21 protein-coding genes and 1 pseudogene are annotated in these 19326 nt (G+C 32.4%); 8 read left to right on the forward strand and 14 right to left on the reverse strand.

Going from position 1 to position 19326, the window contains the following annotated elements:
* Positions 1-10: 10 nt before the first annotated feature.
* Positions 11-976 carry an IS110 family RNA-guided transposase gene (locus BMY96_RS01400; RefSeq protein WP_092848761.1) on the reverse strand — a complete coding sequence of 322 codons (966 nt, stop codon included), beginning with the start codon at positions 974-976 and terminating at the stop codon, positions 11-13.
* A gap of 391 nt (positions 977-1367) precedes the next feature.
* Here BMY96_RS01400 and BMY96_RS01405 point away from each other — a divergent pair, with 391 nt between their 5' ends.
* From BMY96_RS01405 to BMY96_RS01420, 4 genes and pseudogenes are all read left to right on the forward strand, one after another.
* Positions 1368-2069 carry a phospholipase D-like domain-containing protein gene (locus BMY96_RS01405; protein WP_092848109.1) on the forward strand — a complete coding sequence of 234 codons (702 nt, stop codon included), beginning with the start codon at positions 1368-1370 and terminating at the stop codon, positions 2067-2069.
* Positions 2066-2899 (forward strand): helicase associated domain-containing protein, encoded by an 834-nt coding sequence (locus BMY96_RS01410; protein ID WP_262481136.1) that lies wholly within the window; start codon positions 2066-2068, stop codon positions 2897-2899. The genes BMY96_RS01405 and BMY96_RS01410 overlap by 4 nt, the downstream gene beginning before the upstream one ends.
* 231 nt (positions 2900-3130) lie before the next feature.
* Positions 3131-3634, forward strand: coding sequence for a hypothetical protein (locus BMY96_RS01415; RefSeq protein WP_139205199.1), 504 nt, complete (start codon positions 3131-3133; stop codon positions 3632-3634).
* Positions 3635-3679: 45 nt separating this feature from the next.
* Positions 3680-3820: pseudogene (locus tag BMY96_RS01420) on the forward strand (DinB family protein); the annotation flags it as partial.
* A 75-nt stretch (positions 3821-3895) separates the two neighbouring features.
* Here the strand turns inward: BMY96_RS01420 and BMY96_RS01425 are convergent.
* The 8 genes from BMY96_RS01425 to BMY96_RS01460 all read right to left on the reverse strand — a co-directional run bounded on the left by BMY96_RS01425 (position 3896) and on the right by BMY96_RS01460 (position 9844).
* Positions 3896-4474 (reverse strand): PhnA domain-containing protein, encoded by a 579-nt coding sequence (locus tag BMY96_RS01425; protein WP_092848117.1) that lies wholly within the window; start codon positions 4472-4474, stop codon positions 3896-3898.
* A 167-nt stretch (positions 4475-4641) separates the two neighbouring features.
* The gene (locus BMY96_RS01430; RefSeq protein WP_092848120.1) at positions 4642-5472 is read right to left on the reverse strand and encodes a hypothetical protein; all 831 of its coding nucleotides are present in this window, start codon (positions 5470-5472) and stop codon (positions 4642-4644) included.
* A gap of 140 nt (positions 5473-5612) precedes the next feature.
* A complete protein-coding gene (locus BMY96_RS01435; RefSeq protein ID WP_092848122.1) occupies positions 5613-5978 on the reverse strand; it encodes an MmcQ/YjbR family DNA-binding protein in 366 nt (121 codons plus the stop codon).
* Positions 5979-6587: a DUF4230 domain-containing protein gene (locus BMY96_RS01440; RefSeq protein WP_092848124.1), complete on the reverse strand. Its 609-nt coding sequence runs from the start codon at positions 6585-6587 to the stop codon at positions 5979-5981.
* Complete coding sequence (locus tag BMY96_RS01445) at positions 6588-7337, reverse strand: cyclase family protein (RefSeq protein WP_092848128.1); 750 nt, start codon at positions 7335-7337, stop codon at positions 6588-6590.
* Positions 7334-8458 carry a radical SAM family heme chaperone HemW gene (gene hemW, locus BMY96_RS01450; RefSeq protein ID WP_245750523.1) on the reverse strand — a complete coding sequence of 375 codons (1125 nt, stop codon included), beginning with the start codon at positions 8456-8458 and terminating at the stop codon, positions 7334-7336. Before hemW ends, BMY96_RS01445 begins: the two co-directional genes overlap by 4 nt.
* 142 nt (positions 8459-8600) lie before the next feature.
* On the reverse strand, positions 8601-9206 hold the full coding sequence (gene ruvC / locus BMY96_RS01455) for a crossover junction endodeoxyribonuclease RuvC (RefSeq protein ID WP_241678324.1): 606 nt from the start codon (positions 9204-9206) through the stop codon (positions 8601-8603).
* Entirely contained in the window at positions 9206-9844 is a 639-nt protein-coding gene (locus tag BMY96_RS01460) for an outer membrane beta-barrel protein (RefSeq protein WP_092848131.1), read from the reverse strand. The genes ruvC and BMY96_RS01460 overlap by 1 nt, the downstream gene beginning before the upstream one ends.
* Positions 9845-9874: 30 nt before the next feature.
* Here BMY96_RS01460 and BMY96_RS01465 point away from each other — a divergent pair, with 30 nt between their 5' ends.
* From BMY96_RS01465 to BMY96_RS01475, 3 genes are read left to right on the forward strand one after another with little or no spacing between them, the layout of a single operon-like run.
* The gene (locus BMY96_RS01465; RefSeq protein WP_092848134.1) at positions 9875-10849 is read left to right on the forward strand and encodes a lysylphosphatidylglycerol synthase domain-containing protein; all 975 of its coding nucleotides are present in this window, start codon (positions 9875-9877) and stop codon (positions 10847-10849) included.
* A complete protein-coding gene (locus BMY96_RS01470) occupies positions 10846-11988 on the forward strand; it encodes a glycosyltransferase family 2 protein (protein ID WP_092848136.1) in 1143 nt (380 codons plus the stop codon). The genes BMY96_RS01465 and BMY96_RS01470 overlap by 4 nt, the downstream gene beginning before the upstream one ends.
* 20 nt (positions 11989-12008) lie before the next feature.
* Positions 12009-12743 (forward strand): Bax inhibitor-1/YccA family protein, encoded by a 735-nt coding sequence (locus BMY96_RS01475; RefSeq protein WP_092848138.1) that lies wholly within the window; start codon positions 12009-12011, stop codon positions 12741-12743.
* Between the two features lie 178 nt (positions 12744-12921).
* Here BMY96_RS01475 and BMY96_RS01480 read toward each other — a convergent pair whose 3' ends face one another.
* The 3 genes from BMY96_RS01480 to BMY96_RS01490 all read right to left on the reverse strand — a co-directional run bounded on the left by BMY96_RS01480 (position 12922) and on the right by BMY96_RS01490 (position 15906).
* A complete protein-coding gene (locus BMY96_RS01480; protein ID WP_092848141.1) occupies positions 12922-13398 on the reverse strand; it encodes a hypothetical protein in 477 nt (158 codons plus the stop codon).
* A gap of 130 nt (positions 13399-13528) precedes the next feature.
* Entirely contained in the window at positions 13529-15541 is a 2013-nt protein-coding gene (locus BMY96_RS01485; RefSeq protein WP_092848144.1) for a M56 family metallopeptidase, read from the reverse strand.
* A gap of 2 nt (positions 15542-15543) precedes the next feature.
* Positions 15544-15906, reverse strand: coding sequence for a BlaI/MecI/CopY family transcriptional regulator (locus tag BMY96_RS01490; protein WP_092848147.1), 363 nt, complete (start codon positions 15904-15906; stop codon positions 15544-15546).
* Between the two features lie 141 nt (positions 15907-16047).
* Here BMY96_RS01490 and BMY96_RS01495 point away from each other — a divergent pair, with 141 nt between their 5' ends.
* On the forward strand, positions 16048-16551 hold the full coding sequence (locus BMY96_RS01495) for a DUF456 domain-containing protein (protein WP_092848149.1): 504 nt from the start codon (positions 16048-16050) through the stop codon (positions 16549-16551).
* Between the two features lie 251 nt (positions 16552-16802).
* Here BMY96_RS01495 and BMY96_RS01500 read toward each other — a convergent pair whose 3' ends face one another.
* Together BMY96_RS01500 and BMY96_RS01505 are read right to left on the reverse strand one after the other, a co-directional pair.
* Complete coding sequence (locus BMY96_RS01500; protein WP_092848151.1) at positions 16803-17477, reverse strand: response regulator; 675 nt, start codon at positions 17475-17477, stop codon at positions 16803-16805.
* A gap of 2 nt (positions 17478-17479) precedes the next feature.
* Positions 17480-19318 (reverse strand): tetratricopeptide repeat-containing sensor histidine kinase, encoded by a 1839-nt coding sequence (locus tag BMY96_RS01505; protein ID WP_092848153.1) that lies wholly within the window; start codon positions 19316-19318, stop codon positions 17480-17482.
* Between the last annotated feature and the right edge of the window lie 8 nt (positions 19319-19326).

Genomic DNA, 19326 nt, shown 5'->3' on the forward strand with positions numbered 1-19326 from the left:
ACAAGTAACTTTAAGCTAATTTTGAAACAAAGTTTTCATCATAAGGCAATCCGCTTTTTGCAATGGCAAAAGCCTGTTTAAGCAACTTATTCGCTACTGCTATTAATGCTAACTTAGCACTCTTTCCTTTAGCTACAATTCTATCAAATAAGGCTTTGCATGCTCGGTTATATTTATACGCAGAAAAGGCTGCTAAAAACACAAGATTTCTTAATTTCTTATTTCCTACTTTACTAATTCTACTCCGCCCTCTTACACTGCTTCCAGATTCTCGAATCGTTGGTGTAATTCCAACATAACTACAAAGCTGTGCTGCACTTTCAAACTTTTTAAAACCATCTTTAACAACGATTAAAAACAAGGCTGTTTTTAAACCTATTCCTGGTATGGTTTGCAATAAAGTTAGTTGTTCTTGCTGGTCTTGTTTTACTAATTCTAATAAGCGTTTCTCTAATATTAAAATCTCGTTCTTTAAATGGTTTAAGTCTCGTTTTAAAGAGCGATAAACCGTTTTTGATGGGATTCCTAAGGTGTCTTCTCCATGAAGTTTGTTTTTTGTAGCTGTACTCTTTTTTACGTAACTATCCAATAACCTAAAGAGCTGTAAGCATTCTGCCTGTACATCTGTTAGAGCATTATATAATGGAACATCATTAAAAAGACCATACTCACAAATAGATTTAGCATCACTCTTATCGGTCTTTACTTTTGCTAGTTTCATTTGAATAAAACGCTTTACTGACAATGGATTTACAACAGATACTAATACGCCATTTTTATATAAAAACTGCGCTAATCTGTAATGATAATACCCTGTAGCTTCCATGACTACCAAAGCATCTTTTGATAGACTTTTTAGTAGTTTTTTAAAACCCTGTTCATCATTCTTTAATTGATCATGTCCTGTGTCTTGATTATAAATATCAAACACAGATTTACTAATGTCAATACCATAAATTTTTCTATCTTTAGTCATAACAACTTGAAATTTGGAAAGAACAACGCTACTCATATTTCAACAACTTGAAAACGAGATCTAGGTCTCACACCTACCTGCCGGCAGGCAGGGAACTGAACGAAGTTTAAGTAGTAAAAGAGAGAGGATTATCAATGTTGTCGAAGTCTAACGCTTCACCGTATATAGTAACCTTAATTCTCTCTTTTGTTCTTTCTGATTATTAATTAAATTTAGTGATTTACAAACTTAAGACGTATATAAAAAATAGCGATTTAATCGCTTAATCAAAACAAAATGAATAAATTAAAGGTCAGTTATAATCCGAAAAGTTAGTGTATAAAATCCGCTACTTTTCATATACAAGACCGTTGGTTGTGCTTCATGTCCAAAAAACCCATAAACTAAACGAATGATTGCAGAATTTATAGGACAAGGATTATTTGACGATACAGAGGAAAGTATCGGAAATCACGTATGCTCAACTTTAAATAACTTAACATTTAAACAGATAACATTTTTTAATGCTTTTTTACGTTCAAAAGGACTTAAAGAATTAAAACCTTTTATAAAAAAAGCACAGAAAAACGGAGCTAACTTTACATTCTTTATTGGTATAGATGAAAAAATAACATCAAAAGAGGCTCTCGAAATGCTTTTAGATTTAGGAATTGATAGTTATGTCTATTCTTCCAAACAATTTATTTACCACCCTAAAGTTTATGTGTTTGAAGGAGAAATTAGAAGTCGAATTATTACTGGCTCATCAAACCTTACTAAATCAGGATTATTTTATAATATAGAATCTTCAATATTACTTGACTTTACAAATGAAGATAAAGGCGGAAATAAAGTTTTAAATCAACTTAAAGACTATTTTTCACCTTTATTAGAATTTACAAGTGATAACCTTGAAAAGGTAACCAAAGAATATATTAATTATTTAGTTGAAGAATCTCTAATTTCAATTGAGAAATATGAATCAGATGATGACTCTTTTTTAAAAACTCATGATAACACGAAAAAACGTTTTAAAAATCCAAAAATAGGAACACTTGGAAAAATAGAAATAACTGAAAGTGCTCGTCAATCAAAAAATATAAATTTAAAATAACAGAAGAATATTTAGAAAAATGGGACGGAATGTTTAAACGCATGAAAGCCTACAAAGAGGAATTTGGTCGCACAACAGTAAGTAAAAATCATGCTGACCAAACATTAATAGGTTGGTATTATAAACAAAAACTGATTTATAATGACCCAGAACTTGAGATGCCAAAAGAACATTTAGAAAAGTTAGAATCAATTGATTTTCATTTTGGAGACGGAAAAGATGAAAGAACTGATTTTATAAGAAAAAGATGGCTGAAATTATTGGAAAAAGCATTGAGACAAGGAGAAGAAATTTCACAAATTCATAGCTATATTTTTGAAGGAGAAAATTTAGGAACTTGGCTTCAAGAATCTAAAAAAGATATAGAAACAAGAGCTTTAATTGAAAAAGCAGGTTTTGACTATAATAAAAAAAGTAGAAGTCCTAAAAATTCAGCCATAAGATTTCTATCAAACCTTGAAGAAGATTTAAATCCAAAAAAATCAAAATATCAAACTTTATTTAATTCAAGAATAATTCATAGAAAAGATAAAATACCAGATTATTTAATCAATGAAATAAATAAATTGTGGAAACAGAAATTTAAAGAAGATAGAAGTTGGATAAAAAAGTCAAGAGTTAAAGATTATACAGAAGAATGGAAAAAATTTAGAAATAATAAATCTATTAATCCAGAAGGAAAATGGTTTAAGCCAAAACCATACATGGGAAATATTTATGAATGGGTTTGGGGTAAAAGAAAGAATAAAAGTAAAATGGATTTAGTGATTGACAAGTTTAACAAAGAAGAGTTAAAAGAATTGAAAAATGAAGGATTTCCAATTGAATAGTTAAAAAACACGAAAGCACAACATTGTATAAGCGCAATTAAGGCAGATTCGACTACGTCCGAATCCACTCGGAATTGCTAACGACTGTGCTAAACCGAAAATTAACCCATATTAACCAGTATCTAAAGATTATACGTAACCGATGGAACTAACTAAAACCCAATGAAGAACTTGCTAATTTTATTAATGTTATTCTCTTTCAACGAACTGATTTCGCAAGAAATAATCGGAATGAAAGAAGTTTATGAAGAGAATAATTTAGTGTATAAAATTAGTGATGACGGACTTTTTACTGGAATTGCTCAAGTTAAACGGAAAAACGGACATCTAGTTTATGAAGAGGAATTTAAAAATGGCGTTATTTTATTTAGCTATTTATATTTCAACGGAAAAGAAAAAAGACTTTCGACAAAAACTATATACAACCAAAAAAAACCGAATGTTCTTTTAAAAGAATTTATGTACGACCTTCAAAAAGAGATTTTTGAAATTCACACCTATAACGATGACGGAATAAAAATACTTCGAGAACAATTTACAAATGGTAAAGTGTCTTATAGTTGCCAATATTTAGGGAAGAAAAAACACGGAATTGAATTGGGTTACAAAGATGGAGGAGAAAAAATGACTTTTCGTTGTGAGTATATTAATGGAAAGAAAAACGGAACCGAATATTGTCTGAAAGCCGACGGAACTGAAAGAAAAATGGAATATCGAAACGGTAAGAAAATATAATAACTAACGCCAACAACTTATATAACATATTGCTAGTTCTAGCCTATAGACTATTTTGGTGCAGATAGAACTAAAAGACAAATTTTGTTATTACTTGCCGACCATATAACACATCACCGAGGGCAAATGCTTGTTTATATGAGACTAAAGGGAATAAAACCACCAAGATATGTTTTGTATCAATAAATCGACATTATAAGTGCATTCCTGATTAGATACAACAAAAAAATAAAGACCTGCGTATAAGCAGGCCTTCAAATACTACAATTTCTTTACAAAATCTGTAATTATTACGGTAAGTGTTGGGCCTACTTTACCTTCTATATATTTTTCGTTTTCGCGATCTAAACGAATATTTCGTACGGCCGTGCCTTGTTTTGCTACCATGCTAGACCCTTTAACTTTTAAATCTTTTATAAGCACTACCGAGTCGCCGTGTTGCAATACTACACCGTTTACATCTCTATGAACAAGCTGTTCTGGATCTGGTGCGCCCTCGCCTGTTGCTTTAGCAAACTCTAATACCTCGTCTTCCAAATACATCATATCTAGTAGGTCTTGTGGCCAACCTTCTAGTCTTAAACGCGATAACATTCTCCATGCGGCTACTTTTACTGCTTCGTGCTCGCTCCACATACTATCGTTTAAACAACGCCAATGGTTAGCATCGGTGGTGTCTGGATTTTCAATTTGATCGACACAGGTTTTACAGGCTACTAACGATTTGTTTAGTGCCTCGTCCTTTTGTGGTAATAATGTATGAATTTGTAAATGCTCTACGTTTCCGCACAATTCGCATTTGTTATCTGCTCTTTTATACAATGCTCTTTCTAAACTCATAATGTTAAATTTGTAGTGCAATAATACAGCTTAATAGTAGCTTGTACAAGTTTGAGTTTAGTACATTTTTAAAGTCCTAATATTAAGGTGGTCTTCAAATTATTATAAATAAAAAAAGGACACCTTAGGCGTCCTTTTTATTAGGTTTAAAATGGTATAAGAAATTATTATTTCGACATATCGTGTATCCAGGTATATAAATAATCGCCATGAACACCCGTAAAATAACTTTGCCACGCTTTTATTTTTGCTTTATTGTCTTCGTTATCTGGAAATGCAGCCTCCATAAGTTCATCGTCTCTATCAAACATTTTATCCAAATCGGCTAAAGAATCTAGAAAATAGGCTTCCATAAACTCGGTTTTGTCTGAGCCCCAAGCATGCACATTAGGATAATAGGCTTTTATGTATTCGTTTTTCATGGTAAGTTTTTCATGGCCTTCTTTCCTTAACTTTTCAAACTCCTCCATAGAGCCTTCTTCAGGAAAAGCAAAATGGCTTTTTCTAACATAACACAGCATATCTTTGGTTGGTTTTTCAGTCATGTATTTAACTCCCGAAATTGGCGCATAAATTTCATCGGAATGCTCGTTAGTGTAATAAGAGCTTATTTTTTTAAAAAATGCTTTTCTTTCGTCTTCATCTGGCCATGCTTCTTTTTCTAACTCGGCACTTCGTTTTGCAAACTTCCCTATATCATTCCATGATGCAAAATTATTTACCACCACTACCTCGGTGTTATCTTCGCTCATGTTATGCATATACACAGAATGCCCCATGATATATTCATTTTTCATGATTACCTTTTCGAAATACTCTTTTTCTAAGGCTTTCCATTCGGATATTTTAAAATCTTTTTTATTGGGGTTCCAATGGTTCATTGTTACCGTCATGTACTCTTGTTCTTTTTCCGTATCGTCTTGCGCGGAAACTACAAGTTGACCGAGTAATAGTGTAAGAACAATTAATGCTGAGAATAATGGGTTGGCTTTTTTCATAATCTGTAAAAATTAAAGTTAATAATTTGTTGAAATTAAATACGCTTTAATATTCTTGGGAGTGCGATTATGCTAAAAATAAATACTTATGTAATTGAGAGATGGTAAATATATGCAAAAAACTATTGATTATCAAGAATTTAACTAAGAAAAGTTTCGCGCATTTTTTTGGTCATGCCTTTTATAACCATGGCATAGGAATGGTCTATTAACTCTAAAATAAGTTTAGGTTGCAATTCGCCTTCGTGAAGATACAGGGTGTTCCAGTGTTTTTTACTCATGTGAAACCCCGGGCGAATACTATTATAATCGGCACGTAATTCTTCCGAATATTCTGGATCTGCCTTTAAATTTATGGTGGTTTCGCCGGCCTCCCATTTTTTTAAACTTACTAAAGCAAACATTTTTCCTAACACCTTAAATACGAGTGTGTCCTCATCAAAAGGAAAATCTTCGATGGTGCCTTTTTTAGCTAAACAGTAATCTCGAATTTGTTCGATATTCATTTATTTAAGCTTTTTAGTCTCTTCTGTTCCAATTTCTAGGGCAGAATAATCTAATTTCCAACCAATAGTTTCAACAATAGTTTCTATTAGTAAAATGGTTTCTAAGGCTTCTTTTTGTGCTGCTTGAATAAGTCCGCTTTCTGGAATTTTATCTTTTATATGTAGTTTGGCCTCGTTGTGCAATCCGGTTAAATCGTTTGCCTCAAACCTATTAAAATAGCCGTCGGACTTATCATAATAATTTAAATTAGTTTCTATGGATAGAATTTCTGGCTGCGGAAAATGTTTTAGTATTATTTTCTTTTTATCGGTATCGGCCTGTAAATCTATTTTTGATAAATCGTAACCAATATGGGCTTTAGCGTTAATTACTACTAATGCTTTTTTACGACTTGTAATGAGTTTTAAAAAGCGTTCTTTAACATCTTCGTAGTGATAAATTTCTGCAAAATCGCCTTCAACGGTTATAAACTTACACACCTTTTTTATCTTATCTAAAAGGATAGTAGATTGCGAATTAACAAGCTGTTTTTTCTTAATAGATTTTAAAACGGTAACTACGCCTAGTGTTACCAAAACTGCAATAATAACGGCTAAAAAAATTTCCATTTAACTAATAACTTTGTATAATATGGGTTTACTTGGCGTAGCGTCATTCTCGAACGGCGCTATTTGCAAATTTAAAAAATACTCACCGTCTTCTATTTTATTGGACACATAAATAAATTCGGTAATGGTAGCATCTAATCTTAATTTCCCTTTAGTATTCCAGAATTCTCGGTGTCCTAAAAGTTCGCCACCGTCTTTTTCTTTATCAATACTGGGTAAATCTATTAGCAAGTGCTTTATACCCTTTTCTACAAGAAACTTTACAGCATCAGCTTCAAGATACGGCCAATTTGTATTGGAGTATTGCCTAGAGTGTTTCTCGCGCGTATTTGGTATGGTTCGTATTACAATAGCATCTCTTTTTTTATTTCCTAGAGCAAACTGCAATTGCTTTTTTGATATAATTTTATCTTCCCCATCGTTTTCGGGTGCCACCGTAACAACTTCAGCAAGAAAAAAGAAGGTTTTTAAATTTTGATTTATAGAGTGCACTTTTTCTGTAATATGTCCAGCACACTCGGTATGAGTGCCATGTGCATGTGGGTTAAACTGAATATTATTGAAATTAATATCTGCACCTTCACTTACAGCTGCTGTCCACTCGCCATCTTGTACGGGTTCAATTTTTGGCGCGTCCACATACCATGCATTCACATTTTTTTCTGATGAAATAAGTGGTATAGAAATATCCAAAGGTTTTGAAAAATCGATTTGAAGTTTTCTAGAGTTGTATTGAATCGTTGCAATCAAGATAAGTTTATTTTAAAAAGGCTAGAGGCGATACCATCGCTAAGAAATTTACCTTTTTTTGTGGTTAATAATTTATTACCATCAATATACAATAAATGTTCTTGAATATAAATTTCTGATTGTTTTAATAAATAGTTTTTATAAGTTTCGCCAAAATCATTCTCAATTTTTTCTAATGAAACACCCCAAACGGTTCTTAAACCCGTCATGATATATTCGTTGAATTTATCGGTTTTAGATAGGGTTTCTATTTCGTTAGGTAGTGTATTGTTTTGAATAGATTTTATATACTTTGTATTGTTAGACACATTCCAACTACGCTGGTCACCATTAAAGGAGTGCGCCGAAGGACCAATACCCAAATAGGGTTTACCAAGCCAATAGGCCGAATTATTTTTACTAAAATACTCGGGTTTACCAAAGTTAGACAACTCGTAATTTACAAACCCTTCTGCTTCTAAAGTATCTACAAGGATATTAAATTGCTCTTGTGCCAAATCATCGTCTACATTTGCAATAACACCTTTTTTAATAAAGGTTTCTAGGGCTGTTTTAGGTTCTACAGTTAAGGCATAACAAGAAATATGTGGCACATTAAAAGCTAATGCGGTTTCTATATTTTTAATCCAGGCTGCGTTGGTTAATCCTGGAATACCATAAATTAAATCGACAGAAATATTATCGAAATGTTTCGTGGCTTCATCTAAACATTTAAGCGCCTCTTTAACGTTGTGCGCGCGGTTCATGAGTTTTAAATCGCTTTCGTAAAACGACTGAATACCAATGCTTAATCGGTTTATCCTACTTTTTGCCAATTCTTGTATTACGCTATCAGATAAATCGTCTGGATTGGCTTCCAAAGTAATTTCTGGATGTTCAACAATGTTATAATATTTGTAAGCGGCATCTATTATAAAATCCAATTCATTGCAAGATAATAAACTTGGTGTTCCGCCTCCAAAGTAAATGGTTTCTATGTTTTGGTTTTCTAGCTCGTTTTTTCTAAGCTTTAATTCTTGTACCAAACACTGAATTAATGCTTCTTTCTTTTTTAAAGAGGTTGAAAAATGAAAATCGCAGTAGTGACAAGCTTGCTTGCAAAATGGTATGTGTATGTATATTGAAGCCGAAGCCCCTCCTAACCTCCCCGAAGGGGCGGAATTCGTACTCGTACCTTTAAGTTTATTTTTCACCAATTAAAATGTATTGAAATTAGGATTGAATTTTCTTTTAAACAAACAGCTTCCCTTGCAGAAACGATGGCTATTTAGTCTTCTTCCGAAGATCGACAATAGGATTGTTTTTTCTTCCTCCTTTGGAGGTTTGAGGGCCTTTACTATTCTGCTTCACAAAAGCGTCCCAACCCGTATAACTCTTACCTAACTCAATTCGTCCAGAGTTATAAAAATGACAAACAGCTGCCGCTAATCCATCAGTTGAATCTAAGTTTTTGGGTAAGGTTTTTAACCCCAACATACTTTGAAGCATTTTGGCAACTTGCTCTTTACTAGCATTTCCGTTTCCGGTAATAGCCATTTTAATTTTTTTAGGCAAGTATTCGGTAATAGGGATTTCTCTACTTAAACCGGCAGCCATAGCAACACCTTGCGCTCTACCCAATTTTAACATACTCTGTACGTTTTTACCAAAAAAGGGGGCTTCAATAGCTATTTCGTCTGGATTATGCGTATCAATAAGTTCGATAGTACGCTCAAAAATGAGTTTTAATTTTAAATAATGATCGCTATATTTTTTTAAATCCAATTCATTTAACTGCACAAAATGCATGGTTTTACCCACTACCTTTATAATGCCAAAACCCATAATGGTTGTGCCAGGGTCAATACCCAAAATAATTCTTTCTTTCATTAATCTCCACAGTAATAACAACCACTTAGCGAAATAGACGCGCCAAAAGTTAGGGTTAAAATATCGCCATTAAACGATCCGAATCCGCTAGTAACAGGACTAAAATCCTTTGAAAAACCTTTAACATATGAGGCATCCACATAAATTGACAGCTTATCGGAAACACCATAATGCAACTCGATTCCTGCCATAGCATTTAAATACGATGTTTTATTATTGCCATAATCGCCTAAAGGTTTTATCATGGTAAACCCAGGTCCGGCATGAACAAAAGCGCCCAGGTTATCTACAAAACTGGTAATTACCGAGGCATCGTATACCGCTTGCGCATTAATCCTGGTATAGTTTACTTTAAATTCTGGAGTATTATCGGCATTTGCAAAGCGATTATAGCCTAAATCTAATTTAACACCTAAACGTTGCTTAAACATGTATTGCAGCCCTAAATTAATGGTTGGGAAATTTATAGAATTACTTTCAAAATCTTCTACAAACCCACTTGAAGACGGACTATTTACACCCAAAGCAAATTGCGCTTTAAAAGTACTTGTATCGCCTTGTGAAAAGCCAGAAAAGCTGTAGATTAAAAATGCTATAGCCAACCAAAAATTAGTATTCAATTTAAAACTTGAGGTCATGTGGTAATATTAATTTAATTTGCATCGCTAATGATCCGTACGTTACCATACAAAACTAAACAATTCTTTTTTGTGCTTATTAAAATAAGCATTGTAGTTGGTACTTTTTATTTTATTTACAATAAACTAACCCATAATACGGCATTAAGTTTTTCTGAATTTATCGATTTTTCAACAAAAAACGAGGTGTTTTCCTTAAAAAACATCATTTTTTTACTTCTTTTAAGCATATTTAACTGGTTTTTCGAAATTTTAAAATGGCAAACATTAGTAACTTTTATAAAAAAAATCAGTTTTAAAACAGCCCTAAAACAAAGTTTAGGATCTTTAACAGCATCTTTACTTACACCTAACAGAATTGGAGAATACGGCGCAAAAGCCATGTATTACAGTGCACATTTTAGAAAACGTGTTATGATGGTTAACCTTTTTAGTAATGTGTTACAAATGTGTGCAACCACCTTAATTGGTGCTATTGGATTTAGCCTGTTTATTTTACAATATAATCCAGATATAAACTATGTTAAACTGAGTAAATTTATAATCATTGTACTGTCTAGCCTTATTTTATTAGGTTTTGGGATTTCCAAAAGTAGGTTTAAAATTAAAGGCTTTTCGGTAAAAAAGCTTAAGCAGTTTATTTTAGAATTTCCTAAAAGCAAATTAGCTGTAGGTCTACTTTTATCTCTACTACGTTATGCTATTTTTTCGTTCCAATTCTATTTCTTATTACATATTTTTAAAACAGAACTCAGCTATTTAAATGCCATGATTATTATTAGTTCTATGTACTTAATAGCCTCTAGTATTCCATCTATATTTATATTCGATGTGGTAGTAAAGGGCAGTATTGCGGTTTATTTGTTTGCGTTTGCTGGCGTTAACGAATTGATAGTTTTATGCATAATTACCATCATGTGGTTGCTAAATTTTGCAATACCAAGTTTGTTTGGTAGTTACTATGTGCTTAGTTTTAGCCTTCCTAAAAATAACGTACAATCATGATTTTAATACTACTTTTTGTAACCCTAAGTTACCTGATTTTAATAGGTAGTTTTATTATTGGGTTTAATAAAGTATCTACGTTTATTTTAGAGGACGTGCCTGCTAAAACTAAATTCTCGATAGTTATTCCGTTTAGAAATGAGGCAGAACATTTACCCCAATTATTACAATCTGTACTCGCATTACACTACCCAAAACATCTTTTCGAAATTATTTTTGTTGATGACGACTCTAACGACAATTCGGTTACCATCATTCAAAACACCCTAAATTCAGAACAAACACCCATAAACTCTAAGATTCACTTCCAACTCATTTCTAATCCTAAAAAATCGAATTCCCCTAAAAAAACAGCTATTACTTCAGCCATAAAAACAGCCAAACACCCTTGGATTATTACCACCGATGCCGACTGCCAACTGCCTAAATTTTGGCTAGATAGTTTCAATGCGTATATCCTAAAACATAACCCAGTTTGCATTGCTGCACCAGTAACATATACAAGCACTAGTACCTTTTTAAACCACTTCCAAACGCTAGATATTTTAAGTTTACAAGGCGCTACCATTGGTGGTTTTGGCTTAAAAAAACGGTTTATGTGTAATGGCGCTAATTTTGCTTATAAAAAAGCAACGTTCAACGCCGTAAATGGTTTTAATGGCAATACTAAAATAGCCAGTGGCGACGATATTTTCCTGCTAGAAAAAATAGCAAAAGCACAGCCCAACCTAGTACATTACCTAAAATGCCAAAAGGCCATTGTAAAAACACATGCACAACCCAACTGGACACTTTTAATAGCACAACGTATGCGTTGGGCTGCAAAAACAAGTGCTTATAGTAATGTGTTTGGGAAACTAACAGGCTTAGTTGTTTTACTAACAAATGCCTTAATACTTATGGGCTTAATACTCGCCATTATAGCTATAATAAACTTTAAAACTTTGTTTTACATGGGGTTTATTAAGTTTAATATCGATTTTTATTTACTGTATATAACCGCTTCGTTTTACAAGCAAAAAGCTATTTTAAAAAGTTATATATTAGGGTTTTTAGTCTATCCCTTTTTTAGCGTTTATGTGGCTTGTATCTCCATGTTTTCTGGCTATACATGGAAAGGCAGACAATTTAAAAAATAAATTTAGTAGCTTTAGTTTCTATGAACATCTTTAATAAAACCTCCAATCCGGCATTTACCAATTACTTTTTTGGCACCAAAAACACATCTGGCAAAACCATGTCGGTTAGTGGTATTTTTATTAAATCCATGCTATCCATTGCAATAATTGTTATTATTTCCATTGGTATGTGGAAGCTTCACAGCAACGGTCAATCCATTAAGTGGTACTCCATTGGCGGCATGCTTGCAGCCATTGTAATAAGCATTGTTATTTCGGTACGCCAACATTGGGCACACGTTTTAGTTCCCCTTTACGCCATAGCCAAAGGCTTTTTTTTAGGTGCCGCAACGGTATACGCACATGCACAATTTCCAAATTTACCATACCAAGCCATAGGCATAACCGTGGTAACATTTATCGTTATGCTACTGCTTTATCAAACCCGCATTATTGTAGTAACAAAAAAACTACGAAGCGTTATTATTACAGCCGTAACCAGCATTTTTATAATTTATCTAATATCCTGGATATTAGGCTTTTTTGGTATTAAAGTATTTATTTGGGGCATTTCTTGGCCAGCCATAATTTTCAATATTCTAGCAGCCGTTTTCGCGTCCCTTTCGCTCCTTCTCGATTTCGATTATATAGAACGCCACAAAAACAGATCGCCAAAATACAAGGAGTGGCTAGCCACTTGGGGCCTACTTGTAACCTTAGTTTGGCTGTATCTGGAAGTATTAAGACTCATGCGTAAACTAGCCATTAAGTTTTAATTTGGGCGTTACCACACCCTTCGTCTGCGCTCAGGGCAAGCGGTCGGGCTTTCCACTGCAAGTCCTCGCACTTCCTCCGTCAGGCTGTGGGCTTTCCATTTCAATCCCTAACGCAGCAATCCGCCAAGGCCATTTTAAATCAAAAAATTAGTGATAATTAAAAAAGCCGTTGCAAAACCTAATTTACATGTATAACTATAGGCAATTTAAATTCTGTAGTAACCTGTTGTCCGCGTTTAATAGCCGGAAATATTTTAGGCAAAACATCAAGACTTTGGTTTAATAGTTCTTTTATATTCGGAATTTCATAATAAGTAAGCGAATCAATTTTAGCCTCTAACAAGCTTAAATTGCCAGTATTAGACACCTGAAAATTCAACATTAGCGTATCATTAATATCTTGAGTCACCACAATACGCTCCTCTTGCAAGTAGTTAGTAATATGCTGTGTAATTGTTGTTTGAAAACACAAGGTTCTTTCTGCCTTAGAGCTAGACGAATCGCATACCGAAAAACTTGGGTATTCATCAACATCTTTCCAATTAAACGTTTCTAATTCCTCTTTAAGAATCGCTTCAGAAGATGTTTTCTTCACATTAAAATACTCGCATGATGTGAGTGATAAAATGACTATTAAAACCAATAATTTCCTCATGTATTTTATCTGAAACCGAAAAATACAATTTTTTTAGGTTTTTTGTAATCTAAAAAAGAAAAACCGAAGCCTTAACTTCGGTTTTAAACAGTATTACTTGAAATATAATTGAAATTCGAATTATTTATCCTTAAACTTGAAAAATAATAGGAAGCGAATACGGAACTACAACCTGTTTGCCATCAACCTTTCCTGGTATCATTTTAGGTAATAACTTTACAACTCTTATAGCCTCTGCCTCTAGCTCTGGATGTGCTGCTCTAGAGCGAATATCTATAACACGACCATGTTCATCAATTTTAAAAATAACGTGAATACGTTGTTTTCCATTTAACCCTAATTTATGTGCTAATTTTGTATTAAAATGTTTAGAGACATGCGTTGTTATACCCTTATCTAAGCACGCTTTTTTCTCTTCGTTACTTAAAGCATTATCACAAGATTCAAAATTTGGCACTTCATCTAGATGTGCTATAGCTACATCCTTATTTAATGGGACTTCATTGAGTAGTACCGTATCTTCTTTTTTGTTTTGCACATCGCTACCTTGAAAAATAATAGGTAAGGAATAAGGCACATTAACCTGCTTCCCTTTATGTTCACCTGGTTTAAATCTAGGTAGCGTTTTAACAACGCGTATAGCTTCTTTTTCTAGCTCGGGATGTTCCGATCTAGAACGCACACCAACAACATCTCCATCAACACTTATTTTAAAAATAACATTAATACGCTGTTTCCCTTTTAAATTAAGACTATCGGCTAGCTTAGTATTAAAGTTTTTATTAATATGCATTGCAATGTTTTTCGACATACATTTTTTTTGTTCCTCTACTGTTAAATCTTCGCAACCTGGAAAAACAGGAACTTGGTCTATAATACCAAAAGGAACATCTAAATGTTTTATAATATCGGCAAAAAACGGATCTTCAAATCCGTTATCACTTGTAAAAACAAGTAACTTTTTTATTTCTAGGTCTTCGTTTTCATTGATATCACCTTGTACTTGAATTTGCTTAAAAACCTCAGCTATTTTTTTAGTTAAATCAGTTTGCGAGCCTTTAGTGGTGTAATCTTGAATGTCTTTTACCAAAGCTTGATTAAAGCCTTCGCCTTTAACTGCATCTAAAAGCAGTTTAAGTCCTCTTTCTTCTGCTTCGTTTACATCTCCTTGTATTTCAATTTGATGCTTTAAGGCTTTTACTTTAGTAATTAATGGTGTTTTCTGCTGGATCTCCTCATTGCTGGTATTACCTATTGTGGTAGCGGGATTAGTTTCCATACACGACGTATAAACCAACATGGCTATTAGCATAGGTATTAACAAGGCATACTTAAATAACTTGACCTGTTTTGATTTCGATTTTTGTAACATAATGATTCGTTTTTTGATTAATGATTGTTTAAAAAATGGATTGATGAATGAAATATTTTTGGTATCGAAAACTTGAGACAATAAATTTTGATAATATTGATTTTTATTTTGATTCTTAACTACTTGTGCATCGGCAATATATTCATGCAAGGACATTATTCTATTTTGATAGATATAGGTTAAAGGATTAAACCAAAATGCAATGCGTAGCAGCTCAAAAAACAATAAATCTAGAGTATGTTTTTGTTTTACATGAACCATTTCATGCTTTAAAACCGTATCTCTATTAGTTTTGTTAAGCAGTGCTCCTAAAAAAATATAATTAAAAAAAGAAAAGGCCATATCGCTTTTTAACACACTAACAATAAACACATTACCGTATTTACACTTAGGGTTTTTAAAAAGTAATTTTAGTAGTTTTATTAATTTAAAAATAAAAATACATGTTGCTATTCCTGTGCCTAAATAAAACAGAAGTTCCCAACTCCAAAACGATTGCTGTTTTAATATTATGCCTTCCAAAGGAATTGGATTTACAGGGTGTTGCGATGCGCTCCCAATAAAAATTTCTGGTAAATTAATGATGTAATCTTGAGAAAGGATGTTCTTAAAACTAGGCACCTTAATAAACGGAAGTATTAAGGGCATTATAGCTGTAATTAACAAATACGCTCTATTCCAATTAAAAAAGGTTTCCTTTTTTAAAAACAAATCGTAAATAATTAAAAAGAACAACTGAAAAGCAACAACCTGTATAATGTAGTGTAACATAACTAAGATTCGTTTTTATTAATCTCTTTAAGCACAGACTCTAAGTCTTTAATATTCATATCATTTTTCTTTACAAAAAACGACACCATACTTTTAAAAGAACCTTGAAAATAATTATCAACCAATTTATTTATAGATTGATTACTATACTCTTGCTTCTCCAACAATGGAAAATACACATGGCCTTTCCCTTCTTTTTCATAATCGACAAAACCCTTACTCTCAAGAATTCTAACTATTGTAGATACTGTGTTATATGCAGGTTTAGGCTCCGGAAATTCTTCTATTATAGCTTTTACATTGGCCTTTTTTAATTGCCAAAGTATTTGCATAATATCCTCTTCTGCCTTAGTAAGTTGTTTCATAATTAGTACTAATTTATTTATTCAACTAAATTCTTAGTTCTACAAATTTAACTAAAAATTTAGTTCAAACTAATTTTTTAGTTAAAAAATGTAACATTTGGCACGATTTTTAATCTAAACAATATATAACTTAAACATTTTATGGATATTATTTTAATCATTATTGCTGCGCTACTTATGTTTTTAGGCATTATTGGCAGCTTTTTACCTATTTTACCAGGACCATTAACTAGTTGGATTGGACTTTTGGTACTTTACTTTACCGAGGCTATTCCTCTAGACAAAACCTTTTTAATTATAACCTTTGCCATAGCTGTATTTATTTGGATTTTAGATTATATTATTCCTGCTATTGGCACAAAACGCTTTGGTGGTACTAAATATGGTATGATAGGCACTACAATTGGTTTAATTGTTGGCTTAATAGCTCCTATTCCTGGAGGAATTATAATTGGTCCTTTTTTAGGTGCACTACTAGGAGAGCTTATTAATAAAAGTGATGGTAAAACAGCAACAAAAGCAGCCTTTGGATCTTTTATAGGCTTTTTAACTTCAACCTTTATAAAGTTTGTAGTGGCTATAATTTACCTTGGGTTATTTATTGGCGTTCTTTGGGATTACCGTTATGCCTTATTTCAGGTCTAAAAAGAAGAAACCCTGTGGGTCTCTCACCTCCACAGGGTTTATGTAAATTGCTATTATCAACAAAAAATTGAGGGTATAATATAATTTTATGAAGTGTTGATATACAAATATACTCAGAACTATCGTGTTTGGATTACGGGAAACCCGCAACTATTTTACGGACATCTAGTAATCCCTAGTAATATCAATGGTTTCGAGAGTAAAAAAAAATTGCTTTTTTTTATTTTTTTTTATTCCCTTTAAAATAACTGTTAAATAAACCCCTTTTTTCTAGCTTCGTCTATCAAGGTTTCATCTTGACCATCTCGAACTTCAAAAATTTCTCTAAGATGCTTTTTCCTTTTTTCTATGGCGCTCAAAGAAATATCTAAATGAGATACTAAATTTTTAGTTTTTATACCTTGTGAGAGCAAATGTAGAATTTTACGATTCTTATCGTCTATTATTATATCTGTAGCAATTGTTTTTCTTAAATGGCTATTTACCGTGCCGCTATAAAAAGGCGGGTTATATAAAACGGCCTGAAAAGCACTAGCTAACTCTCTAGAAGTTAAATCGCTTTTAATTAAAAACCCTTCTGGATCTATTGTTTTAATAATATTATGAATCCTAAAAGACTCATTAAACATGGTTAGAACAATAATTTTTGCATTAGGCAACACCTTTCTAGCATATTCAGCTAAGTCCTCACCAGAGCTCATAGAACCATCGGTAGAGGGAGGTAAACTAATATCAACAAATAAAACGTTATATGGTAGCTGCAAACTTATAGATTTATCCATAAGTTTAACCGCTTCATCACAATTATTTGCAATATCAATGGTTAACTCTTGTTTGCTTTTTTTAGTAAATTGCAATGTGTTTTGATACCCTTCGATAATCATCGGGTGATCATCAATCATTAAAATTTTAATTTTTTCGGTCATAGTTAGGTTTGGAGTATCGGAGCCTCAATAACTACTTGAGTTCCCGTGTTTTTTGTAGATGTTATGTTTATAGTTCCATTCAATTCTTTAATTCTAGAATTCATGTTTTTTAAGCCAATACCTGATTTTGCGCGGTTAATATCAAAACCAGATCCATTATCCTTAATCGTTAAGCAAATTACATTATTTTTTAATTTAAAGCTAATTATTACTACACTTGCTTTCGCGTGTTTGTAGATATTGTGAAGTGTTTCTTGTATTATTCTATACATATGAATTTTCATTTTATTCCCCACAAAATCCCATGAAATATCGTCATCAAGTATTAATTTATAGTCCAAATTATAGGTTAAAGTTTGAGTTTCTACTAAGGTCCTAATAATATCTGAAAAACCAGAGCCAGACACAAAATCGGTACTTAATTCATGTGACACTTTTCTAATATCATCTTCAATTATTTTTAATTCTTTAATATATTCCTCTCTAGTTTTCATAGCTTCTTTGCTAGTATTCATATTTAGGCTATCTAAACTTAAACGAGTACCAAATAAACGTCCTAAAATACCGTCATGAAGTTCTTGAGAGATTTTTTTCTTTTCTAAATCTCTAGCTTCCTCTACACTTTCATTTTGAGATAGCATAAGATTATAAATTTCCTCATTTGATTCCTGCTGCTTTTGTTTAAACTGTAACTCCCTATTCCTATTTCTTTGACCTATAGCAATGTAAAGTAAGACGGAAGCTAAAACAACAACTATAGATATGATTAAAAGCCACATCCGTTCTTTAGCAATCTGAATATTTTGTTGTTCTATTTTATTTGTTTCGTATTTAATCCTGGCAAATTTATCGCGTTTTAGTCTTTCGCTTAAAGCTAAACTATCACTAAGTTTTATATAATCTTTTAAGAATTTAATGGATCTATTACCTGTTTCTATTTCTGATATTAATAAAAGAGACTTTAATAAATCGTCGTTATTGTAGGCCTCGGCAATACCTTTTGCTCTATAAGCATAATGTTTAGCTGAATCTTTTTTATTAAAGTCATTGTAATACTCTGCTAAATGTTGAAGAATAATTATAGAGTTATAAGTATCGTTAGTACTATCGCAAATCTTTAAAGCTTTTAGATATAATCCCGGAAGTTGTTTTAAATCTTTAGACAGGTAGAGTGTATTTGCATAGTTTCCTAAAGCTAAAATGTGTACATCTGGATGCTTATTTAGTAATTTACTATTCGATAAAATTTTCTGATAGCCCTTTAGCGCTAGTTTGTATTGCTTTGCATTTTTATAGGTAAATGCAATATTATTTTCTGAAAGCCCTATACTCCTTTCAAAATCGCCTTCTAAATCCCGTTTTAATTCTAGGGCCCTTTTATGATATTTTATAGACTCTTCATACAGTCCGAGTTCATTAAAAACAATACCTAAATTATTATTAATATATGCCTTATATCTTTTTACATCATTAGTTTCATTTAAACTTTCTAGTATTGTTAAGGCCTCAATGGAAGTCGACTCACTACCTGTATAGTCCTTATCATAAGTTTGGCATACTGCAATGCCATGAAGCGTTGCTGCTGTTTCATATTTAAAATTGTAATTTCTAAATATCTGTTCGGATTTATAGAAATAAAAATAAGCACTATCACTTAACAAATACTTTCGGTAAAGCTCACCGATTTTGTAATGCTGTCTGGCCGCAAAAATAGAATCTGTTAATTTATTATCTGATAGTATTTTTTTTATAGAATCGATTTTTTTTGTTACAAGTACGGTTTGAGCTTGTATTCCAAAAAAACACCATAGTAGCAAGCAATATCGCATTAAATTTTTCAACTAAAAGT

Source organism: Algibacter pectinivorans, assembly GCF_900112595.1.
GTDB lineage: Bacteria > Bacteroidota > Bacteroidia > Flavobacteriales > Flavobacteriaceae > Algibacter_B > Algibacter_B pectinivorans.